At 74.8% G+C, this 23795-nt stretch carries 2 protein-coding genes; one reads left to right on the top strand and one right to left on the bottom strand.

Going from position 1 to position 23795, the window contains the following annotated elements; translation table 11 throughout:
- Window positions 1-18 precede the first annotated feature (18 nt).
- On the top strand, window positions 19-1014 hold the full coding sequence (locus tag ACZ6YG_RS29410; protein WP_397197919.1) for an ABC transporter substrate-binding protein: 996 nt from the start codon (window positions 19-21) through the stop codon (window positions 1012-1014).
- On the opposite strand, the gene ACZ6YG_RS29405 is transcribed toward ACZ6YG_RS29410, so the two are convergent.
- Entirely contained in the window at window positions 1007-23788 is a 22782-nt protein-coding gene (locus tag ACZ6YG_RS29405) for an amino acid adenylation domain-containing protein (protein WP_466019771.1), read from the bottom strand. The genes ACZ6YG_RS29410 and ACZ6YG_RS29405 overlap by 8 nt on opposite strands.
- Between the last annotated feature and the right edge of the window lie 7 nt (window positions 23789-23795).

Genomic DNA, 23795 nt, shown 5'->3' with positions numbered 1-23795 from the left:
CGGCCAGAAGGAATCCCCATGATCAGTTCCCGTGCGGTTCCGCGAGCCTTCTTATCCCTCTTCCTGGCGGCCTCGCTGGTCTCCTGCGCGGCCCCGGAGCCCGCCGCCCCGAGTGCCTCCGCGCCGGCGGACACCGCGTTCCCGGTCACCATCGAGCACAAGTTCGGCAGCACCACGATCGAGACCAGGCCCGCCCGGGTCGTCACCGTCGGCTGGAACGACCAGGACTTCGCGCTCGCGCTGGGCGTGGTCCCGGTCAGCACCCGCGCGTGGTTCGACGCGTACGCGACCTTCCCGTGGGTCAAGAAGGCGCTGGGCGGCCAGGAGCTGTCCACGTTCTCGGCGGAGCTCAACTTCGAGGCGATCATCAAACAGCGCCCCGACGTGATCATCGCGATCTACGAGACGATCAACAAGGAGACGTACGAGAAGCTCTCGCAGATCGCGCCCACTGTCATCCAGTCGGACGCCTACGCCGACGAGCAGACCCCCTGGGACGTCCAGACGATCACCACGGGCAAGGCGCTGGGCAAGGCCGCCGAGGCTCAGGCCCTCGTCGACAAGGTCAACGCGAGAATCACTGAGGCGAAGCGGGCGCACCCCGAGTTCGCCGGCAAGGTCCTGGTGGTCGACTTCGGGCCGGAGAACGGGCAGCACTGGCTGATCCCGGCCCGCGACCCGCGCCGCGCGCTGTTCGACGCGCTCGGCTTCGCCGCGCAGAGCGAGGCCAACGAGATCAGCGAGGAGCGGCTGGACCTGATCGACCGCGACGTGCTGTTCGTCAACGGCTCGACGAAGGAGAAGATGCTGGCCTCGCCGGTCTTCTCCCGGCTGAAGGTCGTCGAGAGCGACCGCACGATCTACACGGACTTCTCCACCCCGCTCGGCGGCGCGCTCTCCTACAGCGGGCCGGACGCGCTGCTGTACGCGCTCGACGTGCTCGTGCCGCAGCTCGCGAACGCCGCCGACATGGACCCCTCCACCCCGGTCAAGGACCTGTCCGCCATCACATGAGGCGGGCCAGCAGCGGGCCGACGATCTCCAGCGCGCGGGCGTCCAGCAGTTCGGAGTGGCGGCACTCCACGGCGACCGCGCGCAGCTCGCCCGCCACGTGGGGGCGCCACCGGCCGGAGGCCCTCCCGGTGAAGCCCGGCTCCGGCACGGTCGCGTCGACGAAGAGCACGTCGCCGGGGAACACGTCGTACCGGGCCCGCGCCATCATGCGGTCGCTGTCCAGGTAGCTCTCCACGACGCGCCCGATCTGCTCGTCCGCCAGGACCGCGACGCCGTCGCCGAGGCCGCGCAGGAACGTGACGGCGTCGGCGACCGACATGCGCCCGTCCGGCACCCGGTAGCCCATCTCGGCCAGCAGCGCGGCGACGTCGTCCGCCCCTCCGGGCACCTCCAGCGGCGTGTCCAGCATGCCGAGCAGGCCGATCTCACGACCCTCCGCGGCCAGCAGCACCGCGGCCTTGTGGGCCACCGCGCCGCCGAACGACCAGCCGAGCAGGCTGACGGGGCCTTCCAGGGCGGTGCGTCCGATCAGGCCGGCGTACTCGGCGGCGAGCTCGTCCATCGTCTCGGGCAGGGCGGTGTCACGGCTCAGGCGGGGCGACTGCAGCCCGTACAGCGGGACGTCCTCCGGCAGGTGGCGCTTGAGCGCGGCGAACTGCCAGGCGAGCCCGCTCGCGGGCGGGAAGCAGAACAGGGGCGGCCGCGATCCGCCCGGCCGCAGGACGAGCAGTTCGGCCATCGCGTCGCCGGCGGGGGCGCCGCCGGCGATCCGCCGGGCCAGGGCGGCTGCGGTGGGGGCGGTGAACAGGTCCGCGACCGGGATCTCGGCCCCCAGCTCCGCTCGCAGGGCCGCGGCCAGCCTGACGAGCAGGAGCGAGTGGCCGCCCAGGGCGAAGAAGTCGTCGTCCACGCCGACCCGTCCGACCCCCAGCACCTCGGCCATGACGGCGCAGACGGCCGCCTCGGCACGGGTGCGCGGCGCGACGCCGGCGGCCGTGGGCGCGAAGTCCACGTCGGGCAGCGCGGCCCGGTCCACCTTGCCGTTGGGGGTGCGCGGCAGCTCGTCGAGCACGACGACGGCGGCGGGGACCATGGTGGACGGCAGCCGCTCCGCGAGGTGGTCGCGGAGCCCGGGGGCCGGCGCGGTGACGTAGGCGACGATCCGGTCCCGGCGGGCGGCGACCGCGACCGCCGCCACGCCGGGGCAGGTGGCGGCGACCGCCTCGATCTCGCCGAGCTCGACGCGGAAGCCCCGCACCTTGACCTGGTGGTCGGCGCGCCCCAGGAACTCCAGCTCCCCGTCGGCGCTCCACCTGGCGAGGTCACCGGTGCGGTACATGCGCCCGCCGGTGAAGGGGTCGGCGACGAACCTGGCCGCGGTGAGCCCCGGGCGGCGCAGGTAGCCGCGCGTGACCTGGGCGCCGCCGAGATACAGCTCCCCCGCGACGCCGGGAGCCACCGGGCGCAGCGCCGCGTCCAGCACGTACGCGGCCGTGCCGGGCAACGGGCGGCCGAGCGCGGGACGTTCACCCGGGCGGACGGCCGCGGCGGTGGCCCAGACGGTCACCTCGGTGGGGCCGTACAGGTTGGTCACGCTCGCGGCCCGCTCGCTCAGGTGCTCCGCCAGGGCGGGGGGCAGCGCCTCGCCGCCGGCCAGCACGCGCACCCCGCCGAGCTCGGCGTCGGCGGGCAGCGCCGACCACAGCGACGGGGTGGCCTGCATGATCGTGACCCGCTCGTCCCGCATCAGCCCCGCGAGCAGCCGCGGGTCCCTCACCTGCGCGTCCGAGGCGATGACCACGCAGCCTCCGGTACGCAGCGGCCCCATCAGTTCGAGGACCGAGATGTCGAAGGAGAGCGTGGTCACGGCGAGCAGCCGGTCGCCCGGCCCGGTCACGGGCAGCGCGCCGAGGAAGCACTCCAGGTCTCCCCGGGTCACCACCACGCCCTTGGGGCGCCCGGTGGAACCGGAGGTGTAGATGACGTACGCCGCCGTCCGCGGATCCCACTGCGCGCTCTCCCGGGCGGGGGCCGGGGGGCCGTCGAGCGTGATGCCGCCGGGGAAGAGGTCGCGGGTGCGGTCGTCCACGACGATCGCGGCCGGTCGCGCGTCCTCGACCATGAAGCGCAGCCGCTCGGCCGGGAACGCGGGGTCGAGCGGCAGGTAGGCGGCGCCCGCCTTGGCCACGCCGAGCACGGCCACCAGCAGCTCCGCCGACCGCGGCAGGGCGATCCCGACCAGGTCCTCCGGCCCGAGCTCCGCGAGCCTGGCGGCGAAGGCGTCGGAGGCGGCGTCCAGCTCGGCGTAACTCATCGTCCGGCCCTCGAACACGCAGGCGTCCGCCTCCGGAGTCGCCCTCGCCAGCGCCGAGAACCGGGCGTGCCACGGCGCTCCGCCGATCGGGGCCGGGCCGCCGGTCTGCCAGTCGGCCAGGTCGGTCCGGTCGCGCTCGGACAGGACGTCCAGGGTCTCGATCGGCTGCTCCGGGCGTGCGGCGACCTCGGCGAGCAGCACCAGGAGGCGGTCGGCCAGCCGGCGCGCGGTCGCCGGGTGGAAGCGGTCCGCGTCGTACTCCAGGACCATCTCGAACGGCTCGCCGTCGACGAAGGTGAGGTTCAGGTCCACCTTCGGGTCGGCGGCGACCAGGGGCGCCTCCCCCACCGGCAGGCCGAGCACGGTGTCACGCCCGGCCGGGCGGTGCAGGTAGCCGAGCATCACCTGGAACAGCGGGTTGCGGCCCTGCGCCCGCGCCGGGTTGACCGCCTCGACCACCTGCTGGAAGGGCAGGCTCGCGTGCTCGAACGCGGCCAGGTCCGTCTCGCGCACCCGCCGCAGCAGCTCGGCGAAGGCAGGCGAGCCGGACAGGTCCGTACGGAGCACGACGGTGTTGACGAAGAACCCGACGAGGTCGTGCAGGGCGGGATCGGCGCGGCCGGAGGCGGGGGTGCCGATGGGGATGTCCGTACCGGCGCCGAGACGGCTGAGCAGGGTGGCGAGCGCCGCGTGGAGCACCATGAACATGCTCGCCGACTCGGCGTGCCCCAGGTCCCGCAGCGACGCGGCCAGCTCCGGCGGGATCGTGGCGGTCACCTGCCCGGCCGGGCGCCCGGTCCGTACCCGTTGCGCACGCTCGGCGGGCAGGGCGATCTCGGCGGGCAGGCCGCGCAGCCGCCGCTCCCAGTAGGCGCGGTCGTCGTCGTGCCGGTCGTCGAGCGACAGCCAGAGCGCGTAGTCGGCGTACTGCACCGGCAGCGGCTCCCAGTCGGGGGCCCGGCCCGCCAGCCGGGCGGCGTAGGCGGCGCCGAGGTCGCGCAGCAGCGGGCCGTCGGACCACTCGTCCATCGCGATGTGGTGCAGCACCAGCGCCAGCACGGTGTGGCCGGTGTCGTGCTCCTCGACGAGGGTGGCCCGCAGCGGCGGCCCGGCGGCCAGATCGAAGGGACGGGCGAGCGCCTCGGCCAGCACCGGGCCCGCGTCCGGGCATCGTACGACGTCCAGGTCGATCCGGGGTGCGGCGAGCACCCGCTGCGCGGGCCCGGCGTCGATGACCGTGCGCAGCACCTCGTGCCTGGCCGCCACGTCGCCGAGCGCGGCGCGCAGGGCGGCGGCGTCCACCGCGCCGCGCAGCCGGACGAGCAGCGGGTAGGTGTAGGCGGTCGAGCCGGGGTCGAGCTGCTGAAGCAGCCAGAGCCGCTCCTGCGCGGGCGACAGCGGCACCCGGTCGGGGCGGGGCCGCCGGGTGAGCGGGGGCCGCCCGGACCTCACCCGTGACGGGGCCGCGCCGCTCGTGAGGCGGGCGGCGAGCCGGGCGGGGGTGCGCGCGTCGAACAGGTCGCGCAGCGTGAGGTCCGCGTCCGTGGCGGCGCGCACGAGCCCGAGCAGCCGGATGGCCAGCAGGGAGTGCCCGCCCAGGTCGAAGAAGTCGTCGTCGGCCCCGACGTCGCCGGTGTCGAGCGCCCGGCCGAACAGCGTGCACAGCAGCCGCTCCCGCTCGTCGGCGGGCGGTCGCGAACGCGACGCCGGCGCGCTGGGCGGGGGCAGCGCGGCGGTGTCGAGCTTGCCGTTCACGGTCAGCGGCAGCGCGTCCACCACCGCGTACGCCGCCGGCACCATGTAGCCGGGCAGCACCTCCTTGAGCCCGGCGTGCACGGCGGCGGCCAGCTCGGCGCCCGCGGGGCCGTCGGGGACGAGATAGGCCACCAGGCGCCTGGCGCCGGAGCCGTCGGGGACGGCGAGGACGGCGCTCCGGCGCACCCCGGGCCGGGCGGTGACGGCGGCCTCGACCTCGCCCGGCTCCACCCGGTACCCGCGGATCTTCACCTGGTCGTCGGTGCGGCCGAGGAAGTCGAGGTTGCCGTCCTCCCGGACGCGGACGAGGTCGCCGGTGCGGTACATGCGCCCGCCCGGGACGGACGGGTCGGCGACGAACCGCCCGGCGGTCAGCCCGGCGCGGCCGAGGTAGCCGCGCGCCAGGCCCGCCCCCGCGATGTAGAGCTCGCCGACGGGGGCCGGGCGCAGGAAGGCGTCCAGCACGTGACAGCGGGTGTTCCAGATCGGCCGCCCGACCGTGGTGGTGGCGCTCTCGCCGGTGCCCGCGCCGAGCGTGTTGATCGTGTACTCGGTCGGCCCGTAGAGGTTGTAGCCGCTCACGCCCTCGGCGTCGCGCAGCTCCGACCACAGGGACTGGGGCACCGCCTCGCCGCCGAGCAGCACCAGCGGCGGGCGGTGCGGGCCGTCGAGCAGGCCCTGGTCGAGCAGGTGCCGGGCGTAGGTGGGCGTCACGTTCACCACGTCGACGCGGTGGCGGTGGCAGTAGGCGACGAGCGCGGTGGCGTCCCTGCGCAGCTCCTCGTCGCAGATGTGCACGTGGTGGCCCTCGACCAGCCAGAGCAGTTCCTCCCACGACATGTCGAAGGAGAAGGAGACGGTGTGCGCGATGGTGAGGATCCGCCCGCCGGTCGCGGCGACGGCCGGCGTGAAGATCGCCTCCCGGTGGTTGAGCTGCATGTTGGTCAGCCCCCGGTACGGCGTGACCACGCCTTTGGGACGGCCGGTGGAGCCGGAGGTGTAGATGACGTACGCGGGATGGTCCAGGTGACCCGGCCCGCGCGCGACGGTGACCGGATCGGCGGGTCCCGACACGTCCTCCAGGCACAGCCGCGCCACCGGATGGGAGGAGAGCCTGGGCTCCACCGCCCGCGTGGTCACCAGCAGCACCGGGCGGGCGTCGGCCAGCATCGCCAGCAGCCGGTCGCCGGGGTTGTCGAGTTCGAGCGGGAGGTAAGCCGCCCCGGTGCGGAGCACCGCGAACAGCGCGGCGACCATGTCGGCCGACCGGGGCACGGCGAGCGCGATGATCTTCTCGGGTCCCGCTCCCCCGGCCAGCAGCGAGCGCGCGATCTGGTTCACCCGGGCGTCCAGCTCGGCGTAGGTGAGGGTCCGCGTGCCCGAGGTGAGCGCGGCCCGCTCCGGGGTGCGCCGCGCCTGGGCCGCCAGGAGGTCCGCGATCGTGTCCTCGCCGATGGGCCGCACGGCCCCGGCGGGCACGGCGCTCTCCCCCGGCAGCAGCAGCGGCACGTCGGCCACGGTCGCCGCCGGGTCGTCCACGAGGCGGAGCAGCACCCGCTCCAGCCGGGCCAGCAGCGCCTCCGCCCGCTCCCGCGCCACCACGTCGGCCCGGTACTCCAGCCGCACGGAGAGCCGCGCGCCCGGGGTGGCCACCCACGTCAGCGGGAAGTGCGTGGCGTCCACGCTGGACACGCCGACGATGCCGTGCGCCTCCTCCAGATCGGTGAACGTGTCGTCGCCGAGGAAGTTCTGCAGCACGTACAGGCTGTCGAACAGCTGGTCGCGGCCCGCCGCGCGCTGGATGTCGCCGAGCCCCAGATACTCGTGCGGCATCAGCGCGACGCGGTCGGCCTGGACCCGCCGCATGACGTCCAGCACGCTCTCGTCCGGGGCGAGCCGGACCGCCGTGGGCACCGTGTTGAGGAACACGCCGATCGCCGACTCGACGCCCTCCAGCTCGGTCGGCCGCCCGGCGACGGTCGTGCCGAAGATGGCGTCGCGGCGGCCGGACGCGTGGGCCAGCACCAGGCCGAGCGCGGTGGTGAGCAGCGCGTTGAGCGTCACCCCTGACCGGCGGGCCTGGCGGGTGACGCGCCGCGTCTGTTCCTCGGTGAGCCGGAACGCCAGGCTGGTCGCGGGCACCGGCGCGGTCCCCGCCGCCGCGGGGAACAGGATGGTGGGCTCCAGGCCCGCGAGCGCCTCCGCCCAGGCCCGCGCCGCCGCGTCGCCGTCCTGGCGGGCCAGCCAGGCGAGGTAGCCGGTGTAGACCGCCCCGCCCTCGGGGAGGACGCCGCGCTCGCCGCCGGACTCGTACAGCGCGAACAGCTCGCGCAGCACCAGCTCCCGCGACCAGCCGTCGAACAGGAGCAGGTGGTACGTGAGCAGCAGGCGGTCACGGCCGGGCAGGTGGACCACGGTCAACCGGCAGAGCGGCGGCGCGGCCGGGTCGAAGGGCCGCCGCCGGTCCTCCTCCATCACCTCCGGCAGCCGGGAACCGTCCGCCGACAGGTCGATCTCCCCGACGGCGGCGTCCAGCCCGGTCCCGACCACGGCGACCGGCCGGTGCCCGCCGTCCGCGACGAACCCGAGACGCAGCGTCGCGTGCCGGTCGAGGAGCGCCGCGTAGGCCCGGCGCAGACGCCCGAGGTCGAGCCGCCCGGCGAAGTCGAACGCGTTCTGCGCCACGTACACGTCGGCGTCCCCGGCGTAACGCGCCTGGAAGAACAGCCCTTCCTGCAACGGGGACAGCGCCCACGTCCGCGGCCCGTCCCCCGGCGCCACCGCGGTCCCGGCATCTGTCCGAGGCTCCCGGGTGGCCGCGGTCAGTGCTCGCGGCTCGGCCTTCTCCAGGATGAGGTCGCGGAGCGCGGCGGCCCAGTCGTCGGCGAGCGCCCGCACGTCGTCCGCGCCCAGTCCTCCTTCCGCGTACGTGAGGACGGCGCGCAGCTCCGGCCCGTCCGGCGTGTCGTGGCAGGCGACGTTGATCTCCAGCAGGTACGGGGTGCCCAGGTCGGGGTCGGGGGCCACGCGCAGCGCGGCGGTCTCCGGCGCCGTGTCCCAATCCCCCTCCCCTCCGACGGGGAACCTGCCGAGGTAGTTGAAGAGCAGCTGGGGCGTGCCGAGCCGGGCGAGCGGGGCCGCGGTCCGGGGGTTGCAGTAGCGCAGCAGCCCGAACCCGAGCCCGCCGTCCGGGGCCGCCCGCACGGCTCGCCGTACCTCGGCGGGACCGGCCGAGCCGCCCGGCAGCCGTACGGGCGCGATGGCGGTGAACCAGCCGACCGTACGGGAGAGGTCGGCGTCGCCCTCGCGGCCGTGCCTTTCCAGGTCGATCACCAGCGGCGCCCCGGCGTCCCCGCCCCTCGCCGCCCGCCAGCGCGCGACGCCCGTGCGCAGCGCGGCGACCAGCGCCTCGGTGACGTCCACGCCCAGCCTGCCCGGGACGGTGGTGAGCAGCGGCCCGGTCACGTCGCCGGGCACGCGGAGTACGTGGTCCCGGGTGGCGCCCACCGTCAGGCCGGCGGTCGTGGCCGACGGGTCGAGCTCGCCGCCCGGCCGCAGCGTGGCCGTCCAGTGCTCGAACTCGGCCAGCCTGGCGGCCTGGGCGGCGTTCTCGGCCAGCGAGCGCGCGTGGGCGCGCAGGGAGGTGCCGACCGGGTCGAGCACGGGCCGCTCCCCGGCCGAGACGGCTTCCCAGGCCTGCCTCAGGTCCTCGGCGAGGATCCGCCAGGACACCCCGTCGACCACCAGATGGTGGGCGACGATCAGCAGTCTGCCCTGCCGGTCCGGCCCCCTGTCGAACCACACCGCCTCGACCATCCGCCCGGCGTCGGGGTCGAGCCGGTCGGCGGCGGCGTCGGACTCGGCCGCGATCACGGCGCTCAGGCCGTCGTCGCCGAGCCCCGCCGCGTCCACCGCGAGCACGCCGGGATCCGGGGTGTCACCGGCCGCTCGAGTCTCCAGCGACCACAGCAACGGCGACGGCCTGCTCAGCCGCGACCGCAGCGCGTCATGCCGGTCGACCAGCGCCCGGACGAGCGCGGCGACCTGCTCACGGGTCATCCCCGCCGGGGTGCGGAGCAGCTCGGCCTGGTTCAGCCGCGAGATCCTCCCGCCCAGCTCGGCCAGCCGGTGCACGATCGGCATCAGCATGATCTCGCCGACGCCGTCTCCCTCTGCGGCGTCCGCCACCGGCTCGACCGGCCGCGGAGCCGCCGCCGCCGCGAGGGCCGCCGGGGTCCTGTGCACGAACACGTCCTGCGGTGACAGCCGCAGCCCTCGGCGCCTGGCGAGGTTCACGAGCTGGATGGCGATGATGCTGTCGCCGCCGAGGTGGAAGAAGTCGTCGTCGCCCCCGGCCGAGGCGAGCTGGAGAACCTCCGCGAAGAGCCCTCGCAGCAGCTCCACCGGCCCCTCTTCGGAGGCTGTCACGAGAGCCTCGGCAGACGCGGCCGCGACCGCGGCGTCACCGGAACCTCCGGCCGGAACGGGAACGGTGAGGGGGAGGGCGGCCAGGGCGTCGCGGTCGAGCTTGCCGTTGACGGTGAGCGGCAGCGCGTCGAGGGGGACGAACGCGGCCGGGACGGCGTAGGAAGGCAGCAGCCTGGCCAGGTGCTCCCTGGCCAGGTCCACCCGCGCTCCCTGACGCGCGACCACGTACGCGACCAGGCGCCGGCGGCCCGGCCGGTCCTCTCGGACGACCGCGGCGGCGTCGGCGATGCCGTCGAGCGTCAGCAGGGCGGACTCGACCTCGCCGAGCTCGATCCGGTAGCCGCGGATCTTCACCTGCCGGTCGGCGCGGCCGAGATGGACGAGGTCCCCGCCGGGGGTGCGGCGGGCGAGGTCGCCGCTGCGGTACAGCCGCCCGCCCGGGGTGAACGGGTCGGCGACGAAGCGGGCGGCGGTCAGCGCCGGGCGGTCGAGGTACCCGCGGGCCAGCTGGTCACCCGCGACGTACACCTCGCCCACGGCCCCCGGCGGGACCGGCCGCAGGTGGCGGTCGAGCACGTGCACGCGGAGGCCGGGCAGCGGCCCGCCGATGACGCTCGCGGTGTCGTCCGACGTCAGGGCGTGGAACGTGACGTGCACGCACGTCTCGGTGATCCCGTACATGTTGACCAGGGCCGTGGCGGGATGGCGCCGCCGCCACGGGGCCAGGCGGCCCGGGTCCAGCGCCTCGCCGCCGAAGATCACGTACCGGAGCGCGAGCTCGCCCCGCGCCGCCTCGATCAGCGGGTAGAACGCGGACGGGGTCTGGTTGAGCACCGTCACCCGCTCGCGCTCCAGCAGGCCCAGGAAACGCCGCGGGTCGCGGGCCACCTCCTGGTCGACGACCACCAGCCGCCCGCCGTGCAGCAGCGCCCCCCACAGCTCCCACACCGAGAAGTCGAACGCGACCGAGTGGAACATCGTCCACACGTCCGAGGCGTCGAAGTCGAAGAGCTCACCGGCCGCCCCGAACAGCGACAGCACGTTGCGATGCGTCACCGCCACCCCCTTGGGCCGCCCCGTCGACCCGGAGGTGTAGATGATGTACGCCGCACTGTCCGCGGCACCGGGTCCGTCCAGATCCGCACCGTACTGATCGCCGTCCTGGGGCGGCTCGTTCAGCAGGACGACCGGTACGGCGGGGTCGGGCAGGCGGGCCAGGGTCGCGGGATCGGTCAGCAGGCACACCGGGGCCGCGTCGTCCAGGATGAACCTCAGCCGGGCGGCGGGGGCGTCGATGTCCAGCGGCACGTAACAGCCGCGGGCCTTGACGACGGCGAGCAGCGCGACGACGAGATCGGCCGAGCGCGGCAGCGCCACGGCCACCCTCGACTCGGGCCCCACTCCCCTGGCGACCAGTGTCCTGGCCAGCCTGGTGGCGGCCTCGTCCAGCTCGGCGTGGGTGAGCGAGGTGTCGCGCCAGGTCACGGCCGTAGCGGTGGCCTCCGGCCGAGCGGCGGCGTACGCGTCCGCCAGCGTCGCCGCCCCGAGGAACGCCGTACGGGATGCCGCCGCACCCGCTCGGCCCGGCGACGTGCCGAGCGGCGGCAGGTCCAGCTGGGAGACGGGCGTGCCGGGGGCGTGGACCAGTTGGCCGAGGACCCGGACGACCAGGTCGAGCAGCCGCCCGGCCCGCTCCTCGCCGACCAGCGCGACGTCGTACTTGATCTCCAGGGTGAGCCGCTCGCCGGGGAAGGCCACCAGGGAGACCGGGTAGTGCGGCGAGTCGGTGCCGGTGAAGCCGCGGAACGTGAGCCCGGAGCGCTCGCCGGCGGGCACGGCGGGGATGTTCTCGACCACGACCATGGTGTCGAACAGCTCGCGGACCCCGGTGAGACGGGCCAGCTCGGCGAGCCCGACGTGCTGCGCGTCGAGCAGGTCGCCCTGCCGCGCGTGCAGCCGGTCGAGGACGTCGCCCAGCGTGGCGCCGGGGTCCCAGGACATCGGCACGGGAATGGTGTTGATCAGCAGGCCGACGATCGTCTCGACGCCGGGCAGGCTCCCGCCGCGCCCTGACACCGTGGAGCCGAAGACCACGTCCGCGCGCCCGAGCAGCCCGCCCAGCACCAGCCCCCACGCCGCGTGCACGAACGTGCTCAGCGTCACCCCCCGCTCGCGGGCCGCCGCGAGGACCTCGCCGACGGGCAGGTCCCGGTGCACGCCGTCGTGCCTGGACACCGCGTACGCGCCGTCGTACAGGCGGGTCGGTGAGACGCCGTCCAACGCGGCGGCCCACACGTCGCGGGCGGCAGCCCGGTCGAGCCCGGCCACCGCCTCCACGTGGTCGCGGAACGTCACCGCCGGCGCGGGCAGCGCGCGCCCGCGCTCGTACGACTCGACGATGTCGCCGAACACCAGCGGGTACGACCAGCCGTCGGCGACGATGTGGTGCATGGTCTCCACGAGCCGGTGGTCGGCGTCGCCGAGCGAGACCAGCGCGTAGCGCACCAGCGGCGCGGTGGCCAGGTCGAACGGCTCGGCCAGTTCGGCGGCGGTCAGCTCGGCCAGCCGGGCGCGGGCCTCCTCGGCGGGCAGGCCGCTCAGGTCGGCCTCGCGCCACGGCACGTCGACGGATTCGGCGATCACCTGGACCACCCGCCCGTCGGCCAGTTCGCGGAAGCTCGCGCGCAGGGCGTCGTGGCGGTGCACGGTCGCGGTCACCGCGCGGCGCAGCGCCGCCCGGTCCACGGGCCCGGATAGCTCGGCGACCTGCTGCACCACGTACGTGTCCGTGTGGCCGGCGCCGAACGACGCGTGGAAGTACATGCCCTGCTGGAGCGGCAGCAGCGGGAGGATGTCACGCGCGCCCGCGAACCGGTCCACGTCCCGCTGCGTCAGCTTGACCAGGGGGAAGTCCGACGGGGTGTGCCCGGCCAGTTCGGCGCAGCGGGTCAGCGCCGTCAGCGCGGCCGTCCAGAGCTCCGCCAGCTCGGCGACGTCCTCGGCGCGCATGACGCCGGTCGGCCAGGAGAGCGTGGCCGTGAACGTGGTCCCGTCCGGCCCGTCCTGGGCCAGGGCGTTGATCTCCAGCCCCATCGCGGGGTTGTCCGGGTGCACGCCCTCGCGCAGCGTGCTCCCGCCGGCGGCGAACCGGCCCAGGTAGTTGAAGAGGATCTGCGGCGGCCGCGGCAGGTCCAGGCCGTCGAGGTGGCGCAGGACCCCGTGCCCGAGACCGTTGCGCGGCACCGCGCGCAGCTGCTCCTTGACCGCCTTGGCCGCGCCGGCCAGCCCGGGGCCGGCCGCCATGACCTCGTCCCAGCTCAGCGGCCCGGGATCCAGCCGCACGGGGTGGATGGCGGTGAACCAGCCCACGGTCCGTGACAGGTCGGCGCCGCCGGCGAGCTCGCCGTCGCGGCCGTGGCCTTCGAGGCTGAGGAGTACGGCGGAGCCGCCGCCGCGCCCGTGCGTGCGCCGCCACCGGGCGAGGGCCACGGCGAAGCCGGTCAGCAGCACGTCGTTGACGCCGCCGTGCATCGCGGCGGGCACGGCGGACAGCAGGGCCGCGCTCGTGTCCGGGGGCAGCGCCACCGTCAGCGACCTGACGGTGGCGGCCGTGTCGACGGCGGGGTCCAGCGGGCGGGTGCCCAGCGGCGGGTCGTCGGTGGCGAGGACGTCGCGCCAGTGGCCTGCCTCGTCGCGGAAGCTCGCCCGGGTGTCCTGGATCTTCTCCGCCCAGGCGCGGAAGGAGGTGGGGACGGGGTCCAGGGCGGGTTCGCGGCCCGCCCGCACGTCCGTCCAGGCGCGCGCGAGGTCCTCGGCGATCACCCGCCAGGAGACGCCGTCGACGACCAGATGGTGGACGACCAGCAGCAACCGTCCGGGTCGCGGGCCGCCGTCGAACCAGACCGCCTGCACCATGATCCCGCGCTCCGGGTCGAGCCGCCCGGCCGCCTCCTCTTCAGCCTGCGGGTCCGCGTTCATGCAGAGGGTGGAGGCGTCGAACTCCGCGGGCGGGGGCACCGACAGCGTCCATGTGTCGTCGTGGCGGTCGAGCCTGGCCCGGAGCAGGTCGTGGTGGAGGCAGAGGGCGCGTACCGCCCGTTCCACCTGTTCCCGGTCGAGCCCTGCCGGGGCGGGCAGCACCATGGACTGGTAGAAGCGCTCCAGCGGGGTGCGGGCGAGCATCGTCTCGGCGAGCATCGGGGTGAGCGGGATCGTCCCGGCGCCGGGGTCGTGCGCGGCCTCGGGGGCCGCCTGCGGCAGGGCGGCGGCGAGCGCGCGCACGGTGCGGCGGCGGAAGATGTCGCGCGGGGTGAGGTCCAGCCCGGCCGCGCGAGCGCGACCGGCCACCGCGATGGAGGAGATGCTGTCACCGCCGACGGCGAAGAAGTCGTCGTCGATCCCCACCTCCGGCAGGCCGAGCACCTCGGCGTACACGCCGCACAGCGTCCGCTCCGCGGCGCCGCGCGGCTCCCGCCGTGCCCCGCCTCCCGGCGCCACGGGCTCGGGAAGCGCGGCGACGTCCAGCTTGCCGTTCACGGTGAGCGGCAACTCGGGCGTGATCCCGTACAGCGCGGGGACCATGTAGCCGGGCAACCGCTCAGCCAGCGCCGCCCGCAACCGCGCCGCGAACTCGGCCCCGCCCGAGCGGGCGGCGGCCGGTTCATCACCCGCCGAACCAACCGACCCAGTGGCGGCGGTGGAGATCGGGACCACGTAGGCGACCAGTTTCCTGAGGCCGGGCGCGCGGGGGTCGGGGCGGGCCACGACGGCGGCCTGCCGTACCTGGGGGAGCGCCGACAGGGCGGATTCGACCTCGCCGAGCTCGACCCGGTAGCCGCGGATCTTCACCTGGTCGTCGACGCGGCCGAGGAAGTCGAGGTTGCCGTCGTCACGCCGGCGGACGAGGTCTCCGGTGCGGTACATGCGCCCGCCGGGCAGGAAGGGGTCGGCCACGAAGCGCCCGGCCGTCAGACCGGGCGCGTGCAGGTAGCCGTGGGCGAGCCCGGCGCCCGTGACGTACAGCTCGCCGACCACGCCCGCGGGCACCGGCCGGAGCCACCGGTCCAGCACGTACGCGCGGGTGTTCCAGATGGGGCGGCCCACGGTCGGGGTGGCGCTGTCGTTGGTGCCCGCGCCGAGCGTGTTGATCGTGTACTCGGTCGGCCCGTACAGGTTGTAGCCCTCGGGCCCGCCCGGCCGCCTCAGCCGGTCCCAGACGGCGTCGCCGACGGCCTCGCCGCCGAGCAGCACCAGGCAGGGCGCGTGGCCGCCGTCCAGCAGGCCCTCCTCGAACAGCAGGTGGGCGTAGGTCGGGGTCACGTTGACGACGTCGATCCGGTGGTCCCGGCAGTACGCGACGAGCGCGGTGGCGTCCCTGCGCAGCTCCTCGTCGCAGATGTGGACCTCGTGGCCCTCGACCAGCCACAGCAGCTCTTCCCACGACATGTCGAACGAGAACGACACGGTGTGCGCGATGCGCAGCCGGTCCCGCCCGGTCCGGCGCGCGGCCGGGCCGAAGATCTCGGCCCGGTGGTTGAGCTGCATGTTGGTCAGACCCCGGTACGGGGTGACCACGCCCTTGGGCCGCCCGGTGGACCCCGAGGTGTAGATGACGTACGCGGGCAGGTCACCCGGCACCTCCACGTCCAGCGGCTCCGCCGGGAACTCGGCGAGCCGGTCCGGGACGACGCACCGCCCGCCCAGCCGCCGCTGGTGCCCGGCCAGGTCGCCATCGGGGTCGGCGCAGACCAGCAGGACGGGACGCGCGTCGTCGAGCATGACGGCCAGCCGTTCGACGGGATGGTCCAGCTCCAGCGGCAGGTAGGCGGCGCCGGTGCGCAGGACGGCGAAGAGCGAGACGACCATCTCGACGCCGCGCGGCAGGCCGAGCGCGACGATCTCGCCGGGGCCCGCGCCCTGCGACCGCAGCAGCCTGGCGCACTGGTTGATCCGGCCGTCCAGCTCGGCGTACGTCAGCGAGCGCGCGCCGAAGACCAGCGCCACCTGGTCGGGGCAGGCGCGGGCCCGCTCGGCCAGCAGTCCGGCGATCGTCGCCGTGCCGATCGGATGCTCGGCCGCCGCCCACTGCCCGGCCAGTTCGGCGCGCTCCTCGTCCAGCATCAGGTCGAGCGCGCCGACCGGCGCCGACAGGCCGCCCGCGAGGTGCTCCAGCAGCCGGGTGAAGCGGCGCACCATCCGCCGGGCGTCGCGTTCGCGCACCACGTCCGGCCGGTATTCGAGCTTGATCCGCAGGTTGGCGCCGGGGGTGAGCACCCAGGTGAACGGGTAGTGGGTGGTGTCGGTGTACTCCACGCCGACGATGCCGTGCTCGCGCTCCAGCTCGGTGAACGTGCTGTCGTTCAGGAAGTTCTGCAGCACGTACAGGGTGTCGAACAGCTGCTCCTGGCCGCAGGCGCGATGGATGTCGCCGAGCCCGAGGTGTTCGTGCGGCGCCAGCTCGACGCGGTCGTCCTGGGCCCGGCGGGCCAGCTCGATCACGGTGGCGGACGGCGTGGCCGACACCCTGGCCGGGACCGTGTTGAGGAACAGGCCGACCACGTTCTCGATCCCGGGCAGCTCGGTGGGCCTCCCGGCGACGGTCGTGCCGAACACCACGTCGGTGCGGCCGGCCTCGTATCCGATCAGGATGCCGAGCGCGGCGGTCAGGAGCGCGTTGAGCGTGACGCCGCCGCGGCCGGCCTGCTCGCCGAGCCGGGTGGTGACCTCGGCGGGCAGCGCGGCGACGATCCGCTCCGACACCACCGGCTCGCGGCCGATGGCCTCCGGCGCCAGGATGGTCGGCTCCCGGACGCCCGCGAGAGCCGCGCCCCAGGCCGCGGCGGCGGCGTCACGGTCCCGGCCGCCGACCCAGGCGAGGTAGTCGGCGAACGTGCTCTCCGCGGGCGGGAGCGCGCCGCGTGCGCCACGCGAGTCGTACAGCGCGAACAGCTCCCGCAGCACCAGCTCCCGCGACCACCCGTCCCACAGCAGGAAGTGGGACGTGAGCAGCAACCGGTCCCGCCCGCCCGGCAGCCGCACCACGGTCAGCCTGACCAGAGGCGGACGCGCCAGATCGAACGGCTCCTCCCGATCCGCCCGCGTCACCGCCTCGATCACGGCACCCAGCCCGGGCACCTCCCCCCCAGCGAGCCCTTCGCCGCGCACGGCACCCAACCCGTCCGCCTTCGCCCCGTCGCGCACGGCACCCAGCTCGTCCGCCTTCACCCCAGCGAGTTCCTCGTCGCGGACGGCGGCATGGGCGGCCGGATCGGCGCCCGTACCAGCGGGACCGGCCGCCCGGACCTCAGCCGGTCTCGCGGCGGTTTCGGTCAGATCGATCACCCGCACCTCGGCGGGCACCGTGGCGGCGATGCGCTGGGACGCGCCGTCGGCGGCGAAGGCGGCGCGCAAGGTGGGGTGGCGGCGGAGCAGGGCCGCGAACGCCGCCGTCATGGCCGGTACGTCGACGCGGCGGTCGAGGTCGAAGACGTTCTGGGCGATGTAGGTGCTGCCGCTGTCGGCGAACGTCGCCTGGTAGTAGACGCCCTGCTGGAGCGGGGACAGCGGCCAGACCTCGCCCTCAAGGGTCTCCGCCGCATCCTGTCCGGTTCCCGTCACGGAGGCGGCGATGGCGGCGGGCGTGCGCAGGCGGAAGACGTCACCGGTGGTGACCTCGATCCCGTCCCCGGCGAGCAGGCTGACGAGGCGGATGGCGAGGATGCTGTCGCCGCCGGCGGTGAAGAAGTCGTCGTGGACGCCGAGGTCGTCGATGCCCAGCAGGCCGGCGACGCGGGCGAGGACCGCCGCCTCCCCCGCCGTCCGCGGCTTCCCGCCGCCGGTGGTGACCTCGGGGTCGGGCAGCGCCCGACGGTCCCGCTTGCCGTTGGGCAGCGTGGGGAGCCGGTCCAGTACGGTCACCGTCGCAGGGAGCAGGTAGGCGGGCAGCTCCGCGCCCAGCAGGCCCCGGAGCGCCCGCGGGTCGAGCCGCTCTCCCGGCGCGGCCACCACGTACGCGTGCAGGGCCCGTCCCCGCACCGCCACCGCCGCGTCGGCCACGCCCGCGCGGCGCATCAGCGCGGCCTCCAGCTCGCCCGGCTCGACCCGGTAGCCGTTGATCTTCACCTGGTCGTCGGCCCTGCCCAGGAACTCGACCTGCCCGTCAGGCGTCCACCGGCCGAGGTCACCAGTGCGGTAGAGGCGGGCGCCGCTGCCGAACGGGTCGGCGACGAACCGGCCCGCCGTCACCCCGGCCCGGTTCAGGTAGCCGAGGGCGAGCTGGACGCCGCCGACGTAGATCTCCCCGGGCACGCCGGGCGGCACCGGATGGAGGGTGGAGTCGAGCAGGTAGAGACGCGTTCCCGGCACCGGCCTGCCCAGTGTCACCGGCGCCTCGGGGCCGACCTCGCCCTGGAGCACGTCTCCCGCGACCTCGGAGGAGCCGTAGGAGTTGACGATCCGGGCGTTCGGCGAGGCTTTCCTGAGCGACCGCACGCAGGCCCGGTCGAGGGGCTCGCCGCTGCAGATCCAGCGGGTGAGCGCGGCCAGCGGCTCGGGCGCGGTGTCGGCGAGCGCCGCCGCCAGGCTGGGCACGGCGAGGAGCTGGGTCGCCCCCGACCGTTCGACGAGCCCGGCCAGCGCCGCCCCGTCGGTCGCCTCCCGGTCGCCCGCGATGACCGTGGTGGCGCCGGCGACCAGGCCGCCGAGCAGCTCGGTCGTACCGTCGATGAAGCTCAGCGAGCTCTTCGCCAGACGCACCCGCGCGTCCCACGCCTCCGCCGCCCACCCGAGCCGGTTGGCGAGCGCGCCGTGCGTGCCCACGACCGCCTTGGGCCGCCCGGTCGAGCCGGAGGTATAGACGACGGACACCACGTCCAACGGCCCGACGACGGTTGACCCAGCGAGCGGTCCGGCGGGCGGTCCGGCGGCTGCTGCTCGGATGGTGAAGGAGGGCAGGTCGTGCGGGGGCAGGGTCCTGGCGCTCACCTCGTCCGTGAGGACGCAGACCGGGCGGGCGTCGGCGAGCATGAACTCGATCCGGGCGGCCGGGTACCCGGGGTCGACGGGCAGGTACGCGGCCCCGGCCCGCATCACGGCGAGCAGGGCCACCGCCATGTCCGCCGAGCGGCTGGCGGCCACCGCGACGATGTCACCGCGCCGTACCCCGGCAGCAACCAGTGTCCCGCACACCCGATCGGCACGGTCGCGCAGCTCGGCGTAGGTGAACATGTCACCGGCACAGACGACGGCGGTGCGCGCGGGATGCTCAGCGGCCTGACGCTCGAACAGGCCGATCACTGTGCCATCACCGCTCCCCCGAACTCCCGCGACCTGGCGATCGAACACTTCATTCACAGCGGCGCCACCACCCGCCGGGGTTCCCGCGTCCTGGCGGTAGAACGCGTCGTTCACGCCGGCGCCACCACCCGCCGGGGCTCCGGTGCCGAAAGCCGTCAGTTGCGCGTACTGCTCCTCGGAGACCAGCTCCACATGGCCGCATGTCCGGGTGGCGTCGTCGGCGACGGCGGCGAGCAGCTTCTCGTACTGACCGATGAGCAGGGCAGCCGCTGTGCCGGAGACCAGCCGCCGGTCGTGGGTCAGCGTGAGCGCGATCCGGGTCCCCGGCTTGGCCAGCAGCGTCACCGGATAGTGGGGCGCCTCGATCGTGTCGACCCCGGCGATCCGAAGCTCACCCTCCCCGGCCGGGGACTCCGGGTAGTTCTCGACGACCACCAGGGTGTCGAACAGCTCGGTCACGCCCAGCCTGCGGTGCAGCGCCGCCAGCGGAACGTGCTCATGCTCCATCACCTCCCGCTGAGCGCGGGCGAATCGGCTCAACGCGTCGCCCAGCGTGTCCGACGGATGCCACCGCAACCTCGCCGGAACCGTGTTGATCAGCAGCCCGGCCATCGCGTCGATGCCCGGCACCTCTCCGGACGCCCGTCCGGAAACGGTCGATCCGAACGTCACATCGTCCCGGCCGGTCAGACGTCCGAGCAGGACCCCCCACGTAGCGGCGAGCACCGACCCCACCGTGAGCCCGTTCTCCCGCGCCCACCCCCGCAGCCGCTCCCCCACCTCATCCGGCGACTCCCGCACCACACGCCCGAACCCACCGGCTGGACCGTCGGCGGGGCTGGTGAGGGCTTCGGCGAGCCGGGTCGGCTCGTGGACTCCCGCCAGGGCGGCGGTCCACGCCTCGATCGCCGGTCCGGGGTCGCGCGTCGCGAGCATCCTCAGGAACTCGCGGTAGGGCGGCGGTCCGGGCAGGTCCCTGTCCTCGTACAGGGCGAGCAGGTCGCGCAGGATCAGGGGCACCGACCAGCCGTCGGCCAGGATGTGGTGCACGGTGTGGACGAGCGCGTGCCGCCGAGGGCCGAGCTTGAGCAGCGCGAAACGCATGGCGGGAGGCCGGGCGAGGTCGAACGGCGCCGACCGCTCCGCCGTGGCCGCCGCCTCGACGGCGGGCCGCGGGTGGTCGAGGTGGCTCAGGTCCTCGGTACGCCACGGCACCGTCTGACGGCCCGCGATCACGGCCACGACGTGCCCGTCACCCGTGGTGCGGAAGGCCGCGCCCAGGTTCGGGTACCGTCCGATCAGCCGGTCTGCTGCCAGGCGCAGGCGCTCGCCGTCGAGCGGGCCGTCGAGTTCGATGATCTGCTGGACGACGTACGGGTCGCGCCCCGGGTCGAAGGTGGCGTGGAAGTAGAGCCCGGTCTGCAGCGGCGACAGCGGAAGCACGTCCTCCAGGTCCGGCGACTCGGCCTCGATGGCGGCCACGTCCTCCTGGTCCAGCGGTACGAGCGGGAAGTCGGACGGCGTGTGCCCGGTGACCGTGTCGCTGGTGGCGATGGCGGTGAGCGCCCGCGTCCACATCGCGGCCAGCTCCCGCACGCGCCCGGCGTCCAGCACACCCGCCGGCCAGCTGAACCTGGTCGTCAGGACCGGCCCACCGGCCCCGTCCACGGCAACGGAGTTGATCTCCAGCACCCGCGGCAGCGGCATCCGCGGATCGCGCCGCTCCCCCACGACCTCGCCCTCCCCCACAGGCGCCCAGTCACCGACCACCCCGGCCACCCGCCCGGCGTCCGGGTCGGTGTCGGGGGTCGCGTCCGGGTCGGCGTCGGGAGTCTCGTCCAAGCCGCCGTCGAGGATCGCGTCCGAGCCGACGCCGGAGGTCGCGTTCAGGTCGATGCCGGTAATCGCATCCGAGCCAGCGCCGGAAGTCGTGTCCAGGCCACCCTCGGGGATCGCGTCCGGGCCACTGTCGGGGGTCGCGTCGAAGCGGCCGAGGTAGTGGACGAGCACCTGTGGGGTGACCGCCAGGTCGGGGCGGGGCCGGTCCCCCAGGTATCGGAGCGCGCCGTAGCCGAGCCCGCGGTTCGGCACGCGGCGGAGCTGTTCCTTGACCGCTTTCACCGCCTCGCCCGGCGTTCCGGAGCCGGGGTCGATCAGTGCGGGGAACAGGGTGGTGAACCAGCCGAAGGTACGGGACAGGTCCACGTCCCCGACGGCCTCCTCCTCCCGTCCATGTCCTTCCAGTTCCAGCAGCACGGCCGGACCGGCACCACGCCATCGGCCGAGCGCGAGCGCCGCCGCCGTGACCAGCACGTCGTTGACCCCGCCGTGCACCGCGGCGGGGACCGCGCCGAGCAGCCGCCCGGCGATCTCGGCCGGGATCTCGACCGTGAGGGACTCCTCCGTGGCGACCACGTCGCGGCGCGGGTCCAGGGGCCGGTCGCCGATCAGCGGGTCGGGCGCCGAGCAGACGCCCCGCCAGTGGTCCTCTTCGGCGGCGAAGTCGCGGGCCCGGAGCAGCGTCGCCCACTGCCGGAACGACGTGGGCACCGGGGGCAGCTCGACGGGACGCCCCGCCCGCACCGCCTCCCACGCCTGGCTCAGGTCCTCCAGGAGCACGCGGAGCGACACGCCGTCCACGACCACGTGATGGATCACGATGGTCAGCCGCCCCTGCGCGTGCGCCCCGGCGTCCAGCCACACCAGGTCGATCATCCGTCCACGGCCCGGGTCAAGCCGTTCCGCCGCCACGGCGGCCTGCCGTTCCAGCTCCGCCTCCGTCGCGACCCGAGTGATCACCTCCGCGGCCCGCGGCCACCCAGGCTCCCCCACCACCAGCGACCACCGCACCTCACCACGACCATCCCGACCACCACCGGACGGCCCCCCGCGCTCCCCCAACCCCCCAGAGACGCCCTGACCACCGTCACCACCGACCGCCCCCACACCCCCAGATCCGGCCTGATCACCAGTGACCGCCCCCAACCCCAACCCCCCCGACACGCCCTGACCACCGTCACCACCGACCGCCCCCAACCCCCCGGACACGACCTGATCACCGACGGCGACCGTTCGGGCGCGAAGCATGTCGTGGGTGTCCAGCAGGGCGTCGACCAGGGTTTCGAGCTGGCCGCCCGTGAGCCCCGGGGGCGTGCGGACGGTGATCGACTGGACGAAGCCGTCCATCGAGGGGCCGACGTCCTGGAGCCACGACGTGATCGGGGTGGCGGGGACCGCGCCGACCCCGTTCACTCCAGGCACCGCGACGACGTCCACAGAGGTGACCACGGCCGCCAGCGCGGCGGGCGTGGGATGGGCGAACAGGTTACGGGCGCGCACCTCAAGACCCGCGCGCCGCGCCTGCCTGACCACGCCGATCGCGACGATGCTGTCACCGCCCAGCGCGAAGAAGTCGTCGTCCGCCCCCACCTCGGCCACGCCCAGCACCCGCGCGAAGATCTCGCAGAGCGCGCGCTCGCGCGGGGTGCGTGGCGAGCGCGTGCGGGCGCGCACGGCGGGCTCCGGCAGCGCCTGCCGGTCCACCTTGCCGTTGGCGGTGAGGGGGAAGCGGTCCAGGACGACGTACGACTCCGGCACCATGTACGCGGGCAGGCGGCCGGCGCACCAGTCGCGCAGCGCAGCGGCCGGGACGGGCTCGTCGGCCCGGACGTACCCCACGAGCCGCCGGCCGGTGGCGTCCACGACGACCACGGCCTGCCGCACCTGGGGGTGGGCGGCGAGGGCGGCCTCGACCTCCTCCAGCTCCAGCCGCATGCCGCGGATCTTCACCTGGTGGTCGGCGCGGCCGACGAACTCCAGCGACCCGTCGGGCGCCCATCTGGCCAGGTCGCCGGTCCGGTACATCCGGGAGCCGTCGGCGGCGAACGGGTCGGCGACGAACCGGGAGCCCGTCAGCGACGGCGCCTTGACGTAGCCGCGGCCGAGCAGGAACCCGGCGGCGTACAGCTCCCCGACGGCCCCCTCGGGTGCCCGCTCCAGACGCTCGTCGAGCACGTACAGCCGGGTGTGCGGGTTGGGACGGCCGATCGAGGTCGCGATGCGCTCGGCGGTGTCGCGGTAGATGACGTGGGAGACGCCGATGGTCGCCTCGGCCGGCCCGTACCCGTGGTAGAGCGTCGTGGAGAGCTGGCTGCGGAAGCGCTCGAACAGCTCCGGGGTGAGCACCTCGCCGCCGCACCAGACGTGCTTCAGCCCGGACAGCAGCGAGGTGCCGCGCGCCATCTCCAGCAGCACGTCCAGCATCGACGACACGAGGTAGACGAACGTGACGCCCTCGCGGGCGATCAGGTCCAGCAGGTACTGGGGGTCGCGCTCGCCGCCGGGTTCCGCGACCACCACGTACCCGCCGGAGACGAGCGGCAGCAGGATCTCGTTGACGGAGATGTCGAACGACAGCGGCGCCTTGAACAGCGACGCGTCGCCGGGCCCGAACCCGAGGATCTCCTCCATCTGCCAGAGCAGGCGGTGGCTGATCGCCTCGTGGCGGATCATGGCGCCCTTGGGCGTGCCGGTGGAGCCGGAGGTGAACATCACGTAGGCGAGCCGGCCGCCCTGGATGGACACGGCCGGCGGCTCGGCGGGCTCGTCGCCGTACCGCCAGGAGGAGAGATCGACCTCGCGCGCGTCCAGCACGTGGACGGCCCCCGCCTCGGCGCGCACCTGCCGCTGCCGCGCCTGCGGCCAGGACGGGTCGACGGGCACGAACGCGCCGCCGGCGACCATGACGGCCAGCACGCAGACCACCATCTCGGCGGAGCGCGGAGTCGCGACGGCGACGACGTCCTCGGGCCGTAACCCGCGCGCTTGCAGGTGTCGCGCGAGCTGGAAGACGTACGTGCCCAGCTCCGCGTACGTCAGCCGCACGTCGGGGGCGACCACGGCCGGCGCCCCGGGGGTCCGGCGCACCTGGTCGATGAAAAGGTCGGCGATGGTGGTGATCCTGGCGGGACGGTTCGCTTCCATGGCTGCC

The organism is Nonomuraea sp. NPDC054003 (assembly GCF_055585125.1).
This window is presented reverse-complemented; position numbering and strand designations above follow the sequence as displayed.